The organism is Pseudoalteromonas sp. SR44-2, from assembly GCF_014163745.1.
Classification (GTDB): Bacteria; Pseudomonadota; Gammaproteobacteria; order Enterobacterales; family Alteromonadaceae; genus Pseudoalteromonas; species Pseudoalteromonas distincta.
Genome location: NZ_JACJDW010000042.1, coordinates 1 through 17,995, shown reverse-complemented (window position 1 = coordinate 17,995; position 17,995 = coordinate 1). Strand labels below are relative to the sequence as shown.

The 17,995-nt window shown below is 38.3% G+C and carries 14 protein-coding genes; 12 read left to right on the top strand and 2 right to left on the bottom strand.

Annotated elements, in window-relative coordinates:
• Positions 1-6: 6 nt before the first annotated feature.
• The 9 genes from H5115_RS18095 to H5115_RS18055 all read left to right on the top strand — a co-directional run bounded on the left by H5115_RS18095 (position 7) and on the right by H5115_RS18055 (position 9,527).
• Complete coding sequence (locus H5115_RS18095) at positions 7-516, top strand: outer membrane lipoprotein carrier protein LolA (RefSeq protein WP_182756645.1); 510 nt, start codon at positions 7-9, stop codon at positions 514-516.
• On the top strand, positions 467-2,779 hold the full coding sequence (locus tag H5115_RS18090) for an MMPL family transporter (protein ID WP_259396437.1): 2,313 nt from the start codon (positions 467-469) through the stop codon (positions 2,777-2,779). The genes H5115_RS18095 and H5115_RS18090 overlap by 50 nt, the downstream gene beginning before the upstream one ends.
• 1 nt (position 2,780) lies before the next feature.
• Entirely contained in the window at positions 2,781-4,019 is a 1,239-nt protein-coding gene (locus H5115_RS18085; protein ID WP_182671191.1) for an NAD(P)/FAD-dependent oxidoreductase, read from the top strand.
• Positions 4,007-4,567, top strand: coding sequence for a DUF3261 domain-containing protein (locus tag H5115_RS18080; protein WP_182756644.1), 561 nt, complete (start codon positions 4,007-4,009; stop codon positions 4,565-4,567). The genes H5115_RS18085 and H5115_RS18080 overlap by 13 nt, the downstream gene beginning before the upstream one ends.
• On the top strand, positions 4,564-5,733 hold the full coding sequence (locus H5115_RS18075; RefSeq protein WP_182756643.1) for a beta-ketoacyl-ACP synthase: 1,170 nt from the start codon (positions 4,564-4,566) through the stop codon (positions 5,731-5,733). The genes H5115_RS18080 and H5115_RS18075 overlap by 4 nt, the downstream gene beginning before the upstream one ends.
• Entirely contained in the window at positions 5,726-6,181 is a 456-nt protein-coding gene (locus H5115_RS18070) for a hotdog family protein (protein WP_002958632.1), read from the top strand. The genes H5115_RS18075 and H5115_RS18070 overlap by 8 nt, the downstream gene beginning before the upstream one ends.
• Positions 6,178-6,903, top strand: coding sequence for a 3-oxoacyl-ACP reductase FabG (gene fabG, locus H5115_RS18065; RefSeq protein ID WP_002958631.1), 726 nt, complete (start codon positions 6,178-6,180; stop codon positions 6,901-6,903). Before H5115_RS18070 ends, fabG begins: the two co-directional genes overlap by 4 nt.
• Positions 6,903-8,132 (top strand): beta-ketoacyl-ACP synthase, encoded by a 1,230-nt coding sequence (locus H5115_RS18060; RefSeq protein ID WP_182756666.1) that lies wholly within the window; start codon positions 6,903-6,905, stop codon positions 8,130-8,132. Before fabG ends, H5115_RS18060 begins: the two co-directional genes overlap by 1 nt.
• A gap of 90 nt (positions 8,133-8,222) precedes the next feature.
• Positions 8,223-9,527 (top strand): DEAD/DEAH box helicase, encoded by a 1,305-nt coding sequence (locus H5115_RS18055; RefSeq protein WP_182756642.1) that lies wholly within the window; start codon positions 8,223-8,225, stop codon positions 9,525-9,527.
• A gap of 32 nt (positions 9,528-9,559) precedes the next feature.
• On the opposite strand, the gene H5115_RS18050 is transcribed toward H5115_RS18055, so the two are convergent.
• Together H5115_RS18050 and H5115_RS18045 are read right to left on the bottom strand one after the other, a co-directional pair.
• Positions 9,560-11,059 (bottom strand): amidase family protein, encoded by a 1,500-nt coding sequence (locus H5115_RS18050; RefSeq protein ID WP_182756641.1) that lies wholly within the window; start codon positions 11,057-11,059, stop codon positions 9,560-9,562.
• 95 nt (positions 11,060-11,154) lie between these two features.
• On the bottom strand, positions 11,155-12,762 hold the full coding sequence (locus H5115_RS18045; protein ID WP_002958627.1) for an NAD(P)/FAD-dependent oxidoreductase: 1,608 nt from the start codon (positions 12,760-12,762) through the stop codon (positions 11,155-11,157).
• 194 nt (positions 12,763-12,956) lie between these two features.
• Here H5115_RS18045 and fdxA point away from each other — a divergent pair, with 194 nt between their 5' ends.
• From fdxA to H5115_RS18030, 3 genes are all read left to right on the top strand, one after another.
• Positions 12,957-13,280, top strand: coding sequence for a ferredoxin FdxA (fdxA, locus tag H5115_RS18040; protein WP_002958626.1), 324 nt, complete (start codon positions 12,957-12,959; stop codon positions 13,278-13,280).
• A gap of 136 nt (positions 13,281-13,416) precedes the next feature.
• Entirely contained in the window at positions 13,417-15,660 is a 2,244-nt protein-coding gene (locus H5115_RS18035) for a carbohydrate binding family 9 domain-containing protein (protein WP_182671196.1), read from the top strand.
• Between the two features lie 569 nt (positions 15,661-16,229).
• Complete coding sequence (locus tag H5115_RS18030) at positions 16,230-17,984, top strand: putative bifunctional diguanylate cyclase/phosphodiesterase (RefSeq protein ID WP_404936127.1); 1,755 nt, start codon at positions 16,230-16,232, stop codon at positions 17,982-17,984.
• The last annotated feature ends 11 nt before the right edge of the window (positions 17,985-17,995 follow it).

The following is a 17,995-nucleotide window of genomic DNA, read 5'->3' as shown; positions in this document are numbered from 1 at the left end:
GATTAAATGAATTTTTTAAAATGTTTTACATTGAGCATAGCCATTAGCTTTTTGCTGTTTTGCTCTGTAGTAAATGCAGCAGCTATTAAAGGTGAGTTTAAGCAATATAAGCAATTTAATGGATTTGCTAAGCCTTTTATTTCGTCGGGTGTTTTTTCGTTAATTGACGAAAAACTAATTTGGCAAGTGAAAATGCCTGTTGAGAATATGCTCATAATAGAAAACGGCAAAGTACTTGCACAAAATGCCAATGGTGAGTTAATACCACAACCCGGTAGCGAGCAATTTGTAGGATTACTGAGTGACTTACTCAGCGTAAATATGAGTGCTCTGGAAACACGTTTTGACATTGCTAAAATGCAAGACAGTTGCACACAGTTAATACCAAAAGAAGCTATGCTAAAGCAATTATTTAGTGATTTTATTTTATGTGAAACTGCTAAGCAAGTGAGCAGTATTACACTAAATGAGCACTCAGGAAATAACACAAAAATTGAGTTTACTTATTCCAAATAAAATTATGTTTTTAAATAATGCAGTGGCAAAACGAATTACCGTTATTGTAGGGTGGTTTAGCAGTTTAATTTTACTTTTTGCTGCAGCTTTTTGGCTGTCTAAACCAACGTTTAGCGCCGATATGTTTAGCTTATTGCCAAAGTCGCACTCCCAAATTGCACATGCGGAAGATGTTTTTTTTCAGCAAAATGCTAACCGTATTATGTTCTCGTTTGCAGGACATAATAAAAATAAAGCATTTGACGATTTCCAAAAATGGCTCGACGATAATGCAATTAAAAGCACATTTAACTTTCCGTCCGTTAACGATTTAGCGCAAACATTCTCACCTTTCAAACATGCGTTATTAAGTGATACTTACAAGCAAACATTAAGCAAAAAAACAACGTTTGAACATTATTACCTTGAGCAATTAAATCAGTTAGGCAACCCATTTGTAAGTGCTACCTTAAGCAAAGATACAAGTTTGAGCTTAGCGGCATTTATAGAAGATAACTTAAAACAAAGCCAATTGTTTACGCTTGAACAAGGTCGTTTAACTCGACGTTTAAAAGGCGTTGAATACCGTGTCATTTTGGCAAACTTAGCGCCTGAAAATTTAGGGGTTAATAAATCAATTGATTTAGCTGGCTCGATAATTAAACAGATCAATTTACTTAATGAAACCTACCCTGATTTAAGCATTACTTACTCTGGTGTGCTATTTCATACGGCTGAAAATGCTAAACAAGCTAAATACGAGATGAGCTTGTTTGGTGGCATTAGCTTATTAGCCCTTATTGCGATGGTATTTTGGGTATTTAGGCGTTTAAACAGTATTTTATTAGCAAGCTTTACCGTACTGAGCGCACTTATTGGTGGCGCTATCGCTATGGTGTTGCTGTTTAATACTATTCATTTATTAACGCTTGTTTTTGCAGTCACCTTGATTGGTATTGCCATTGATTATGCATTTCATGGTATGACTGACTTAGCCAAAAAAGAGCATGAAAAAGGCTACAGCAAAGGGACTCAATCTGCGCTTTTACTGTCTCTTATTACGACTACGCTGGGTTATTGCTGCTTACTAGGTGCGCCACTAACGTTATTATCTCAAGTTGGCGTGTTTGTTATTGCGGGTTTAGTGAGTGCTTGGCTATTTACAGTTTTAGTTTTGCCATTGTGGCAATCTACACTCACGTTATCGCCTTCGAGTCTATTGATGAGTCAAAAGCTCATTAAGGGTTTTTTATATTGTAATAGTTTAAAAAAACCAATACTCATTACGTTATTAGCCCTTATAAGTGCGTTATTTTTAATAAAACCTATTAGCTTTAATGATGATGTAAAGCTATTAAATGCAAGCTCCGAACATTTAATGCTAAACGAAAAAAAGCATTTGTTATTACTTGGGCAATGGGACACCCAAATTGTTTTTATGTTTGCAGATAGCGACGAAGCGCTTTTACAAAAACAAGAACAATTTTTAACACGCTTAACCCAACTAAACCCTAATTTTAAAAATAATAGCATTAGCCATTGGTTGCCTAGTTTACAAAAGCAGAGGGATAACCAAGCCTTGTTTGAACAGGCTAAAAACAAAGGGACTTTGGATATTGCAGAGCGCGTTACAGGGCAAGCGTTAACAAGTACAAAGGCACCGTTATTAACTTATGAAACACTCGCCACGAGTACATTTAAACCATTACTGCTTTCTCAAATGGTTGTTGAGCCAAGTCAATCGATAACATGGATGTCTATTTCGGGTATTTCATCTGATCAACTAATTAATGAGGTTGAAAAAAATAATGGAATTTACCTTTATAATAAACCTAAACAAATTAGTACTTTATTAAGTGATTACCGTGAATATTTACTATTAAGCCTAGTGCTTGCGGGTTTTATTAGTTGGCTGCTTTTTAGTTGGCGATTTTCGATTAAGATAGCGCTGCTGCAGGTGACCATTCTATCTGTTGTGGTGTTGAGCATGCTTTGGGTATGTAATGCGATTCAAGGTAGCTTGTCGTTATTTAATTTACTCGGTGCGTTACTTGTTATTGCCTTAGCAATTGATTACCTCGTTTTTTATCAAATAAATAAGTTAGAGCCCAAAAATGTGTTAGCGATTAGCTTATCGGCTGCGTCATCAATGTGGGTATTTGGCATGTTGAGTGCTTCTGATACACCCGCTATTTTTAGCTTTGGGCTGAGTGTAATGGTAGGGATTTTAGCTATTTACTTTTTATCACCGCTGAGTGTTTTAAAGCCTCAAAAGGAACAATAATTTGAATAACCTTGAGCAGTACGATGTTGTTGTTATTGGCGCTGGGCCTTCTGGTGCATTGGCTAGTAGTCTTTTAGTTCAAAAGGGATGGCGGGTACTGGTACTTGAACAGCAGGCGTTTCCACGTTTTTCAATTGGTGAAAGCTTACTGCCGCAATGTATGGCGTACTTAGAAGACGCGGGCTTAATCGATACACTACATAACAATGCAGCGGCTTTAGGTTTTCAGTTTAAAGATGGCGCTGCTTTTCATCGGGCAGGGCAAAATACAACTATAAACTTCACTGAAAAATTTACTAAAGGCCCAGGCACTACGTATCAAGTGAAAAGAGCCGACTTTGACAAATTATTAGCAGACAAAGCACAAGGACAAGGCGTAGAAATCAGATATAAGCACACGGTGGTTGACTACTGTGATGAGCCAAATGGTGCATCATTAGTGGTACACAATGAGCAGCAGCAAGCTTACCGCGTTAATGCCCGATTTGTATTGGACGCAAGTGGCTTTGGGCGTGTATTACCAAAATTGTTAGATTTAGAGCTTCCTTCTAACTTTCCTGTTCGAAGCGCTTATTTTAGTCACTTTAAAGACAATATTAGTGATACAAGCTTCGATCGAAATAAAATTTTGATTACCGTACACCCTCAATATTCAGACGTGTGGTATTGGCTTATTCCCTTTAGTGATGGTACTGCGAGTATTGGGGTTGTGGCGCAGTCAGAGCGTTTTAATGATGATGAATCTAGCGATTTACTAAATCAATTTATAGAGCAAGACCCTTATTTAAAAACACTGTTAGCACAGCGTGAGTTATTAACTCCAGCAAAAAATATAAAAGGCTACTCGGCAAATGTGAGTAAGTTATATGGTAAGCACTTTGCTTTATTGGGTAATGCGGGGGAATTTTTAGACCCGGTATTTTCATCAGGTGTAACAATTGCACTCAAATCTGCAAATTTAATTGCCCCACTTGTTGATCGCTATTTAAAAAACGAAGTCGTCGATTTTGACGCTCACTATGCACAGCCATTACAAGCTGGAGTCGATTGTTTTAGAACATTTGTAACAGGGTGGTACGATACGCGTTTTCAGGATGTGATATTTTACTCTGAACAAAATACTCAGGTGCGAGAAATGATTAGTGCTATTTTAGCGGGTTACGCATGGGATACGAATAACCCATTTGTTGCACAAAGTGAACGCCGTTTAAATGTGTTGGCTCAGTTATGTCAAAATTAATTAAGTATGCGGTGTGTAGTGTATTTATATTTGCTGTATTGAGCGCATGTACGAGTTTTACAGTATCTAAAAATAAAGTGTATCTATCACCTAATATTCAATTAAATATTAATAGTGTACCAGCACAAATGTTTAATAAGTCTTGGCAGCAAGTTTTGTATATTACGAATCAGCAAAACACACACACTGTATTTGCCCAATTAGCTATAAATGACAAAGGTGCAATTAAGTTATTGTTAATGACAGTGCAAGGCTTTCCGATTATGGAGCTTGAAAAGCCTTTAAATGGCCCAGTAAAAACAAGAAATATGCTGGCGGTAGAAGGGATAGACCCTCATTATATTTTGGCGGATATTGCATTAGTACATTGGCCAGTAGCATTTTTACAAAAGCAGTTAGAGGGTGCTTTAATAGAGCAGGTTGACTCTAATCGGGAGGTATTTAACGATGATGGTACATTTATCACCATTGACTATAGTGATGAGTCGACAACGTTGAACAATATTTTACATCAGTATCAAATAACATTTAAAAAGGTAGAACAGTGACATATTGGCTGAATGATTTAGGCATTGTGAGTGCGATGGGCATAGGCCAAGATGCAACCATAACAAGCTTAAATAAATATAACCCTGCAACTCCTTTATTAACTTTAAATAAAAATTTAAGTGCTGAGAAAACACCGCTGTATGTCGGGCAAGTTCAGTCTATTGCTTTATCAAATAATAAACGTATCAATACATTTATTGATCTAGCTTTAGAGCAGATTAAGCCCACCTTAGATAAACTTTCGCATATTGATAAGTCGCGTATCGCAATTGTAATGGGTACTAGTACATCAGGTATTCATGATGGCGAAAGAGCGCGTAAAAGCTATGAAAGTACAAAACTCTGGCCCGGTGACTTTAGTTATAGTGATCAAGAGCTAGCAACACCCGCTCATTACATTGCACATAAAATAGGGGCGCTAGGCCCTTGTTACAGTATTTCTACTGCATGCACGTCGAGCGCTAAAGCGTTAATTAGCGCTCGAGCTTTGCTAAATACTGATTTAGCCGATGTGGTAATTTGTGGTGGTGCAGATAGTTTGTGCCAATTAACAATTAATGGCTTTGATTCGCTCGCTTCTTTAAGCTCGGGTCTATGCCAGCCTTTTTCTAGCACCAGAGACGGCATTAATATTGGTGAAGGGGCCGCTTTATTTGTAATGACTAAAAATACGCCAATAACAAATAACGGCGTTATGTTACTAGGCAGTGGCGAAAGCTCAGATGCGCATCATATGTCAGCCCCCGATCCTAATGGGATGGGCGCCCAAGCCTCAATGGAAAAAGCACTAAAAAGTGCAAAGTTATCTTCTGGTGATATTGATTATATTAACGCTCACGGTACGGCTACTGTAAAAAATGACGAAATGGAAGCACTTGCAATTAATCGCGTGTTTGGCAACAATACCCCGCTTAGCTCAAGTAAGCATTTAACAGGACATACTCTTGGTGCTGCAGGCGCCATTGAAGCCGGTATATGTTGGTTATTATTAAAAGACAGCGGCCAACATATGCTGCCGTATAACGTGATTAAAGAAGGCAGTGATTTGGCTGATATAAAAATAATAAAACAAGCGTTTAAGCCCGCTCTTAAATACTGCTTATCTAATTCATTTGCGTTTGGCGGTAATAATGCCAGCTTAATATTGGGAGTTAACGTTGACTAATTACCCTATAGAGCAAGTAGTCCCGCATGATGCGCCTATGATTTTAATAGATAGCCTTTTAACACACAGCGAAGATGAAGCTCAATGCGGCGTTACTATCACTGAGCAAAGCCCTTTTTTTAGTCCTGCAATTAATGGCGTACCTAGCTATATTGGTGTTGAGTACATGGCGCAGTCTATTGCCGCTTACGCTGGTGCGTTAGCGAATGATGAAAATAAACCTGTAAAAATTGGTTTTTTAATTGGCACGCGGAAATATCAAACTTATCGACCGTGTTTTAAAAACGGCAGTAAGCTGACTATTGAAGTGAAAAAACTATATCAAGAAGAGTCAGGTCTAAGTGTATTTGAATGCCAAATACACGCGTCTGAAACCCTACTTTGCCAAGCAAAAATTAATGTATTTCAGCCTGAAAATCCGTTGGAATTTATAAGAGAAAATCAATGACAAAAAGAATTTTAGTTACAGGTTCAAGCCGTGGTATTGGTAAAGCTATTGCGTTAAAACTTGCTGAGCAAGGGTTTGATATTGCTGTGCATTGCAGAGCCGGTGTTGAGCAAGCTCAAGTAACATGCGATGAGATTAATGCATTAGGTAGAGCTACCAGTTTATTACAATTTGATGTATGCGACAGAGAGCAAGCCAAAGCACAAATAATAGAAGATATAGCTAAGCATGGCGCTTATTATGGCGTGGTGTGTAATGCAGGTATTACTAACGATATGGCATTTCCTGCTATGCAAGGGGAAGACTGGGATTGTGTAATACGTACAGGCCTTGATGGGTTTTATAATGTAGTACACCCAACTGTAATGCCTATGGTACAAAGCCGTAAAGGTGGGCGAATAATTACAATGTCATCGGTATCAGGTATTGCAGGTAACCGAGGGCAAGTAAATTATAGTGCAGCAAAAGCCGGTATTATTGGAGCTACTAAAGCACTTGCATTAGAATTGGCAAAACGCAAAATCACAGTTAATTGTGTGGCACCTGGTTTAATAGAAACCGCGATGACTGATGAATTACCTATTGATGAAATGATGAAAATGATCCCCCTTAAACGCATGGGGAGCGTTAAAGAAGTTGCGGGAACAGTTGCTTTTTTAATGTCTGATGATGCAGCTTACATAACACGCCAAGTGATTTCGGTTAATGGTGGTATGGTTTGATTAAACGCGTTGTTGTAACAGGGATGTCGGTGGTCACTGCATTGGGCGATGATTGGTCTGAATTCAAACAAGCCTTAATTAAAGGCGAAAATGCGGTTGTTACTATGCCAGAGTGGGATATAGCTAACGAACTCAATACCCGTTTAGCCGCGCCAGTTAAACACTTTGAGCGACCAAGTCATTACAAACGAAAACAAATCCGTTCAATGGGGCGAGTGTCACTTATGTCAACTCGTGCTACTGAATGCGCACTTGCACAAGCCAAACTACTAGAGCACGACAGTCTAACAGATGGCTCTACGGGCATAGCGTATGGCTCATCTACGGGCTCTACTGAGCCACTACTCGCCTTTGCAAATATGATGGAAACGGGGTCGATGTCAGGTGTAACAGCCACGAGTTACATTAAAATGATGGCGCATACTGCCCCTGTAAATGTTGGTGTGTTTTTTGGTTTAAAAGGGCGTGTTATAACAACAAGCTCTGCTTGTACATCGGGATCTCAAGGAATAGGCTTCGCCTATGAAGCGATTAAGTTTGGCCGACAAAAAATAATGGTGGCTGGTGGAGCGGAGGAATTATGCATCACAGAGGCTGCAGTATTTGATACGCTTTATGCAACATCTACAAAAAATGACACACCAAAACAAACACCTCGTCCCTTTGATGTAAATCGTGATGGCTTAGTGATAGGCGAAGGCGCGGGTACACTTATTTTAGAAGAATACGAACATGCAAAAGCGCGCGGAGCAACAATATTAGCTGAGGTGGTCGGTTTTGGTTGTAATTCTGATGGACAGCATGTTACTCAACCAACATCAAAAACAATGCAACTAGCGATAGAAATGGCACTACAAGATGCTAATTTAGAACCAGAAAAAATTGGTTACGTTAATGCTCATGGTACATCAACAGATAAAGGTGATATTGCCGAGTCTCACGCAACGTTTAAAGCATTGGGTAGTAAACCTATTAGCTCGTTAAAAAGTTATTTGGGGCATACATTAGGTGCTTGTGGGGCAATAGAGGCATGGGCAAGCATTAATATGATGGCTGATAATTGGTTTGCACCAACAATTAATTTAGATAACGTTGATGACGAATGTGCTCAGCTTGATTACATAAGGCATCAAGGACGTGAGATTAATACCGATTATGTGATGAGTAATAACTTTGCGTTTGGTGGTATTAACACCTCTTTAATATTTAAACGTTATAAAGCAGATTAAACGCGTTAAAATAGAACTAATGACTAACTGTTGACTCGTTTTTGCTGTATAATTTGCGACCCTTGATAATGTGGCCGTAGGTTATACAGCATGAATTTTAAATCTTTTAGTTTCGCTCCTGAAATCATCCAGGCGTTGGACGAACTTAACTATCACACTCTTACGCCCATTCAGCGCGCAGCAATCCCTGCTGTTCGTAAAGGTAAAGACGTTTTAGCCAGTGCACAAACTGGTACCGGCAAAACTGCCGCGTTTGCTTTACCTATCATCCAAAAATTGGTTGAGTCTGAACTCAGCACAACGAATGCACCTCATGCGTTAGTACTTGCGCCAACGCGTGAACTTGCAGAACAAATTGCAAATAATTTTAGAGATTTTGCAAAGCATACATCACTTAAAGTCGTTAGTTTATTTGGTGGTGTTAGTACCGCCGGCCAAGCAAATGCTTTAAAAGAAGGTGTAGATATTGTTGTTGCAACACCAGGTCGTTTATTTGATCATATTCGCTTAGGTAACTTAAGCCTTGCAAGTGTAAAACACCTTGTTCTTGATGAAGCCGACCGTATGCTTGATATGGGCTTTATTGAAGACATGCAAAACGTGATTAAAAGCTGTGCAGAAGAGTGCCAAATTTTACTTTTCTCTGCTACTTTCCCTGCAGCAATTAAACAATTTGCATCTAAAGTATTAAAACAAGCTGAAATAGTGCGTGTTGATCAAACTAACAGTACAGCAAGTACTGTTGAGCATGTTGTTTACCCTGTTGAAGAACGTCGTAAGCAAGAACTACTTTCTGAATTGATTGGTAAGAAAAACTGGCAACAAGTGCTTGTCTTCGTAAACATGAAAGAAACAGCTGACGAGCTTGTTAAAGAGCTTAACCTTGATGGTATTCCGGCAGGCGTTTGCCACGGTGACAAATCTCAAGGTAACCGTCGTCGTGCTTTACGTGAATTTAAAGAAGGCAAAGTACGTGTATTAGTAGCTACAGAAGTGGCTGCTCGCGGTATTGATATTGATGGTTTACCTCGTGTTATTAATATTGATTTACCTTGGCTTGCAGAAGATTACGTTCACCGTATTGGCCGTACAGGTCGTGCTGGTCGCCAAGGTCAAGCAATCTCATTTGTTAGCCGCGAAGAAGAAAACACTTTGTTTGAAATTGAAACGTTAATCGGTCAAAAAATCAAACGTGTATATTTAGAAGGTTACGAAGTAAGTAACCGTGAAGTACTCATTGATAAAATTGGTAAAAAACCAGCGCATTTACGCCGTACACGTTCTAACAAGTTATCAGGACAAGCAACCGGTGAAGCGAGAGCAGTAAATCGCTCACGTATTTCAAGTGTTCGTAAAAGCTTAAAAGGCGAAAAACTGTCACTTAAAAAGTCATAGTTAACGCCGTTTAGTTAAAAAAAAACCTGAGTTTACTCAGGTTTTTTTGTATCTAACGATAACACCTCATCAATAATATTTGCGTATACATAAGCCGCTTGCTCGTCCTCTTTATTTGCTATTATGGACAAACCAACAGGTAAACCACTTACTTTTCCGACAGGTAGGGTTATGTGCGTTGTGCCTGCAATAGCAGATAACGGACTACTACTGCCATTAAAATTATCACCATTAACTAAGTCTGTTTTCCAGGCGGGTGATACTGTAGGCGCTATAACAATATCAAGCTTGTTGTTTTTATATACATTAACAATGGCTGTCGTTGCTAAAGTTCGATAGCGTTCTTTAGTCTCTTGGTATTTTTGTTTGTTAGTTAAATCAATAGCCTGCGATTTAACTAGAATATCTTGCTCAAAGTGGGGCATTTCTGTATTTTTATTTTGAATATTAAAATTAATAAGTGCTTTTAGGCTTTTAACAGCTACTTGTGCGGGAGTGCTTGCGAGGTAGTGATTAATTTCAGCTTTAAAGTCGTAAAGTAAAATATAGTATTCATCAACAAATAGCGTATCTAAGTTATCAGTAATATCTACATTAATAACAGTGTGCCCAGCCTGTTTTAATGCTTGTAACTGCTTGGCATAAAGGCGCTGCGTTTCAATTGTAAATTTATCGCTAGGTAGCGCACCAATAATAAGTGACGATTTTGATTTTAGATTACCTGCTTTTAATTCAAACCCTGTAGTTGTTGCATCAAGGGGGTCCTCACCTTGCAAAACCGACAAAACCAGCAGTGCATCTTTAAGTGAATGCGCCATCGGCCCTACTGAATCTTGACTACTAGAAAGAGGCACAACACCTGAGCGTGATACTTGGCCCATACTCGGTTTTATTGCATAAACTCCATTTACTGAGGCAGGGCACGTAATTGAACCATCTGTTTCAGTCCCCAATGCTATAGGCGCAAAGTTAAGTGCGACTGCCACAGCAGAGCCTGCACTAGAACCACATGGATTACGTGTTACATCGTGCGCATTATGTGTTTGTCCACCTACGGCACTCCAGCCTGACGATGAATAGGATGAACGAAAATTTGCCCATTCACTTAAATTAGCTTTGCCTAAAATTATAGCGCCCGCATTACGTAGTTGTTTAACAACAAAAGCATCATTATCAGTAATGTTATTTTTAAGTGCTAAAGAGCCAGCCGTTGTGGGAAGTGTGCCTTTCGTTTCTATATTATCTTTAAGAAGTACAGGTATTCCGTGTAATGGACCTGCCCAAGTGCCTTTGGCGGCAAGTTCATCTAACGTTTTAGCTTGAGCAATCGCTGTAGGCTCAATACTAATAACTGCATTGTATTGTGGGTTAAGTTTATTAATTCGGTCTATATAATTTTGGGTGAGTTGCTGTGCATTAATAGAATTATTTTTATATGCAGTGTGGATTTCATCGATGGTTTTTAGCTCTTGTGCTTTAGCGTTAAAAATTGCTAATACACTAAGCAACGAAAAGGTAAATGTTTTGATCATTGTTGAGGTGCTTGAGTTGTCATTATTTTCTATACATTTAGCACAAAAAAACCTCACAAAGTGAGGCTTTTCGATAAACAGCTTAAAAAAGAGGTTTAAGCGTTTTCTAACATAGACAGTGCGACTGCTTCAGCTGCTTTAATACCATCAATACCCGCTGATAAAATACCGCCAGCGTAACCTGCGCCTTCACCAGCAGGGTAAAGCCCTTTGGTGTTAATACTTTGGAATGTTTTATCACGCTTAATACTAATAGGCGACGAAGTACGTGTTTCCACACCGGTTAATAAACCGTCGTTAGTTGAAAAACCACGAATTTGTTTATTAAACGCTGGTATCGCTTCGCGAAGGGCATCAATTGCAAATTGTGGTAACACTTTACTCAAGTCAGTTAACTTAATACCAGGTGTGTAAGAGGGTTGTACTTCTCCTAAATCTGCAGATGATTTACCTTTTAAGAAATCTCCAATTAACTGCGCTGGTGCATCGTAGTTGCTACCACCAAGCTCATACGCTTGCTCTTCAAGTTTGCGTTGTAAGTCTATTCCAGCAAGTGGATTACCAGGGAAATCTTGCTCTGGTGATATACCTACCACAATAGCGCTGTTAGCGTTGCGTTCACTTCGTGAATATTGACTCATACCATTGGTAACAACACGGCCTTCTTCAGAGGTTGCCGCGACTACTGTGCCACCTGGGCACATACAAAAGCTGTAAACCGTGCGGCCATTGTCGCAGTGATGAACAAGTTTATAATCGGCAGAGCCTAAAATTGGGTTTCCTGCATTTGTGCCAAAACGACATTCATCGATCATTGATTGTTTATGTTCGATTCTAAAACCGACTGAGAATGGCTTTGCTTCAACATAAATCCCTTTTTTGTGGATCATATCAAACGTGTCACGTGCGCTGTGGCCAACGGCTAATACAACATGGCGAGTGTTTAGCTGCTCGCCATTTGAAAGCGTTAAACCTGTTACTTGCCCGTCGTCTAAATGAATATCGTCAACACGTGTGCTAAAGCGAATTTCGCCGCCAAGCTCTATTATACGAGCGCGCATTTTTTCAATCATGGTGACAAGTTTAAACGTACCAATGTGTGGCTTACTTACGTATAAAATTTCATCGGGTGCGCCTGCTTCTACAAATTCAGTAATGACTTTTCGGCCATAATGCTTTGGATCTTTTACTTGGCTGTATAACTTACCGTCTGAGAATGTACCTGCGCCACCTTCACCAAATTGTACATTTGATTCTGTATTAAGTGTGCGTTTACGCCAAAAGCCAAACGTGTCTTTTGTACGTTCACGTACTTCTTTACCGCGCTCTAATATAATGGGTTTAAAGCCCATTTGAGCAAGTAATAAGCCCGCAAATAAACCACAAGGACCAAAACCAATCACGACAGGGCGCTCTTTGATATTATTGTTAGCTTGGGCTACAAATTTATAACTTGTGTCTGGTGCTACTTTTACATGCTGGTCTTTTTCAAATGCTGCGAGTAGCTCGGCTTCGTTATCAACTTCTATATCGAGTGTATAAATAAGTAAAATAGCTGATTTTTTACGTGCATCATAACCACGTTTAAACACATTAAAACTGTGCAATTGTTCAGGTTGGATTTTTAGTTTATTTACAATTGCTTGACCAATTGCGTCTTCGTCATGATCAAGTGGCAGCTTTATTTCGGTTAAACGTATCATTTATATCTCTTTTAGGTGTCATAGCGGGGTATTATTACCGCTCACAATAAGGGGATGCAGGACACAACGAGTGTGCAAACATTAGGCGCGCATTTTACGTTAAAATAGCCTGATATGGCACTTATTTATTGTATTTTTGGAGTGGATGGGTATGATCCACAACTGTTGTTCAAAATCTTAGGTATTAAAATAGTATGGCGTTTGTTGTCACCGAAAATTGTATAAAATGTAAGTACACCGATTGCGTATCAGTGTGCCCAGCAGATGCATTTTTTGAAGGCCCTAATTTTTTAGCAATTAGCCCGATTGATTGTATTGATTGTGGCTTATGTGTCCCTGAGTGTTCAGCTGATGCGATATACCAAGAAGATGAGCTACCAGAGTCTCAAAAAGAGTTTACTGAATTGAATGCTGAACTTGCACTGGTCTGGCCGCGCATTACAGAGGTTAAACCTGCACCAGAGGACGCTGATGTATGGAATGGCATAGACGATAAGCTTAAACTACTCGAAACGTAATATATAACAATTAGTTACTCCTTTATCATTAAATAGTTAATTTTTCATTTCAAAGTATTAACAAATGTACCTGGATAAATTACAATCCTCAGCTTAAGTTGCTCCTTATGAGTAATTACAGTCTAAATGGATGTTTATGCAGTACTTTATAACTATAATAAAAAAGTTAACCTTCCTATTTTTAAGTTTCGCTTTATTACTTTCAAGCCTAGATGTAGCGGCTAAAAAACAGCAAGTATCCTTGTCCCGTATTAATTCAAATATCACCGTTGATGGTGTTATGGATGAGGCGCACTGGCAAAATGCAACACGTATATCTTTACTCTACCAAGATGAGCCTAACGAAAAAGGCACACCCCCTGTAAAAACTGATGCCTTTATTTACGAAGATGGCACTAACTTATATGTTGCCTATGTTGCACAAGACCCAGACCCCACGCAAATTCGTGCATCACTTCGTGACCGCGATACGCTATGGGAAGACGACGTAGTTATTCTTGTTATTGATACATTTAATGATGAACGCAGTGGTTATGAATTCCATGTGAACCCGCTGGGCGCGCAAGGCGATATACGAATGACAGACACTGATGGCTGGAGCTCTGATACCTCATGGAATGCTATTTGGGATAGCGCAGGGCAAATTAACGAACAAGGTTATGTTGTTGAAATGCGTATTCCTTTTAAGGCACTACGTTTCCCCGAAAATCAAAATGAGCTAACGTGGGGTTTTTCTGTAATGAGAAACTATCAACGTGATGTGCTATATCAGCTATCAAATATGGGGTTTGATAGAAATGTGAAATGCAGCCTTTGCCAGTTTGATAAGTTAGTTGGCTTTAGTGACATTGAATCAAGTAAAAATATCCAATTAACACCTACATTAACCACACTGCGTAACGATAATAAATCTGCGCTGCCAGGTGATTGGGATAAGGGTGATATAGATACTGAAGTGGGCTTAGATTTACGCTGGGGTTTAACAAAAGATGCTGTTTTAAACGCGACAATTAATCCTGATTTTTCGCAAGTAGAAACTGACTCTTTAGAGCTTGATGTAAATACAACCTTCTCAATTTATTACGCTGAAAAACGTCCTTTCTTTTTAGATGGTGCTTCTTACTTTAAAAGTAGCTTATTTGAGCTTTTATACACACGTACAATTGCAGAGCCTACTTTAGGTGCAAAGCTGACGGGTAAAACGGGTGATCATAGTTATGCGCTAATGCTAGCTGATGACGACAATAGTAATATTTTACTGCCAACGAATCAGGGCTCTGGCTTTGCAAGCTTAAACGAAAAAACGAATGCAGCCGCAGGGCGTTATCAATATGACTTAGGTCAGCAAGGTACTATTGGTATTTCAAGCACGCACAGAGAAAGTGATGACTATCACAACACTGTATTATCAGTGGATGGTACCTACTGGTTTAATCAATCGGATACTCTTTTGTATCAAGTGTCATCTGCTGATACTCGTAACTCTGAATTTTTAATTCAAAACTATAACTTATCTGAAACTCAATCAGATGAAGCTTATGCTCTAGAACTTACCCGCGATAAACGTGATTACAAATTATTTGCATCTTATGAAAATATTGGGCAGGACTACCGCACTGATTTAGGTTATCAAGCTAAAGTCGATTATGAAAAAGTAGGCTTTGGTGGCGGACAAACATGGTACAGAGATGAGTCTGATTTACTTACCTCATGGTCATACGAAGCTGACTGGGATAAAACGTGGGCGCAAAATGGCGACTTACTTGAAGAAGAGTACGAAGGCTTTTTGAGTTTTAAAGGTCAAAAACAATCTATTTTTGAAATTGGTTTAGTACACCGTTATGAAAATTATAATGACAATTTTTATAATCAAAATATTGGTTACATTTATACGGGCTTTAAACCCACTAAAGATTTAAAGTTATCATTATATGTTGAATACGCTAGCCGCATTGATTATGCAAATGAGCAATTAGGCGATGCGTTTGACACCCAAACCCAAATGGTGTGGGACATTAACGACCATTGGCAGCTCGATGTAAAACATAACTACAGCCAATTAGATAACCCACAAGGGGAGCGTGTATTTACAGCTAACTTAGTTGATTTTAGGCTTCATTATAAATTTAGTATGCGTTCAATTCTTAAGCTTATTTTACAATTTGAAGATATTGATAGAGACGAAAATGCCTACTTTTATCAAGTTAGCCAAATTAACAAAGACTATGGTAGTCAGCTTGTTTACTCATATAAAATTAATGCGCAAACACTGTTTTATTTGGGTTACTCAGATAGAGGTTACCAAGACGATTCACTTAAAAATATTGAGCGGGATCAACGTACCTTATTTACAAAAGTTAGCTATGCATGGCAGCTTTAAACATTAATAATAACTTTATTAGCGATAATTCTTACTAGTTTGAGTAGCAATGCATAATGCGCAAGAATAATTTTTTAAATGATGTACGACAGCGGAGCAAATGCGATTAAGGTTGAGTAAATATAAGTACTTAAAGCTGTAGTGGTGAGGCATAGATTAATGCGGCAAAAAAAACGACAAAGCTTATATACCGAATGTATTAAATTTTAAACAATTGAAACGTTTTTGTTTATTTTTATTAATCCCATCTATACTATATGTAGATATAGTTAGTTAATCCATTATCGTTACAATTTTTTGTTATTCTAATGGCTTAGGGTTATATCAATGCTTGCGTAGTACTAAATGCAAGCGATATAATCCGTTTTTGGTAATAGGTTTGATAGGAGAAGCAAAATAGATGGATTTTTTTTATGAATAAACTTAAGCCGCTCGGTTTTATTTTCTTAATCATAGTTCTATTTTGTTTCTGCATAAACATAGAGTTAACTAATCAGATCAACCGTATAAATCTATTTCAGACTAATATTGATATACGAAGTTTCGAGATCACGAATACCTCCCTTGATATGGCTCCTTGGTATAATCCCATTTTAAATGGCCATTATATAATTGAGCAGCCAACAGCTGATTTTTTACTTATCAAAACCACTGATACCCAATTTGTAGCCGCTGATTCTAATAAGTTAATCATGATGACGCTCTCATCACCCATGAACTTTTTATTTTTATGTATATTGATATTTGGCTCAGGTATCTACTTACGTAGAGAACGTAGAAAACGTCATTATAAAAATCAAATAGCGGAGCTCAATCACCAAGCCAATAGCTTACTTACTGCATTTAATTTACAAGTTAAACCGGCAGAGAACCCATTAGGTGTAAGCAGCTTAAGTCAATCTATAAATAGCTTAAATTCACACGTAGTTAATTATGTAAAACAAACTCAAACAAGTATTTGTCAAGATAAACTGACGCTGTTAATTGACCGCCATGCATATATTGAACACATAGACAGACAAATAAATCATGCTAATCAGGAAGATCTCAAGTGTGCGCTTCTATTTATCGACTTGGATGGCTTTAAACAAGTAAATGATTCGTTTGGCCATAGTTTTGGTGATGAAATATTAGTTCAAGTGGCCAGTCGACTTGCAAATGTTTTACGTCACCATAAGTTAAGCAATATTAATAGCGCTAATCAATTAGAGCAAAATTTATCAAGATTAGGAGGAGACGAATTCTCCATATTTATAGAACTACTTGATGATAGCGACAGAGTTGTTGACATAGCGAAGCACGTGTTAAGTGAGCTTGAAAAAGACTTTGTGCTTGGCAATAAAATAGTAAAAATTAGTGCCAGTATTGGTATTGCAGCTTACCCAGAAAGCGCGTCAACCCCACAAGCACTTTTACAATTAGCTGATGTTGCTATGTACAGAGCTAAGAGTGATGGTAAAGGAATATTTAAAGTTTACTCGCCAGAAATGGGTAACAAAATGCGCCGCTACCATTATTTACTCGAAGAATTGCGTTTAGCGCTCGCGTGTAAAGATTTTTACTTATCTTTTCAGCCAATTGTACATGTTGAAGATTGTATGATTGATTATTTTGAAGCACTTACCCGGTGGGACCATCCAGTTGAAGGTATGATCCCACCTTCAGAATTTATTCCAATAGCAGAAGAGTCGAATTTAATTTTAGAGCTTGGCGATTGGATTATGCTTGAATCGTGTCGGCAAATGGCTGCATGGCATAATGCAGGTATGCGCAAAGTTAAAATATCAGTTAACGTTTCGGGCATTCAGTTAAAGCACCGTGATATTTATGATTGGATAATGAAGAAGCTAAAAAAAACCGGCTTACCGGCGACGTCTCTAATGCTAGAAATTACCGAATCAACATTTATTCAAGCCAGTCCTAGAATAATCAAAGAGCTAAGTAGATTAAGAGAAGAAGGCATCACTATTGCAATTGATGACTTTGGTACAGGTTTTAGCTCGTTGAGTACATTAGCGGATTTACCAATTGATGTTATTAAAATTGATCGCTCGTTTATAGCTCAAGCCAATAAAAGCCAAAAATATAACGATATATTAAATACAATTAGTGAGCTTGGACAAAAGCTGGGCCTTAAAATTGTAGCTGAAGGCGTTGAAGAAATAGGGCAGTTTGAGCTTGTTAAAAAAATGGGTGTGAGTTCAGTTCAGGGGTATTTAGTAAGCCGCCCTGAGTCATCAGTTAATGTAGGTAATAAAGTATTACGTAATAACACCAGCAATCTTTCTGCATCGGGTACAAGTGCGTGGGATATTGTTAGTTAGTTAGTTAGTTA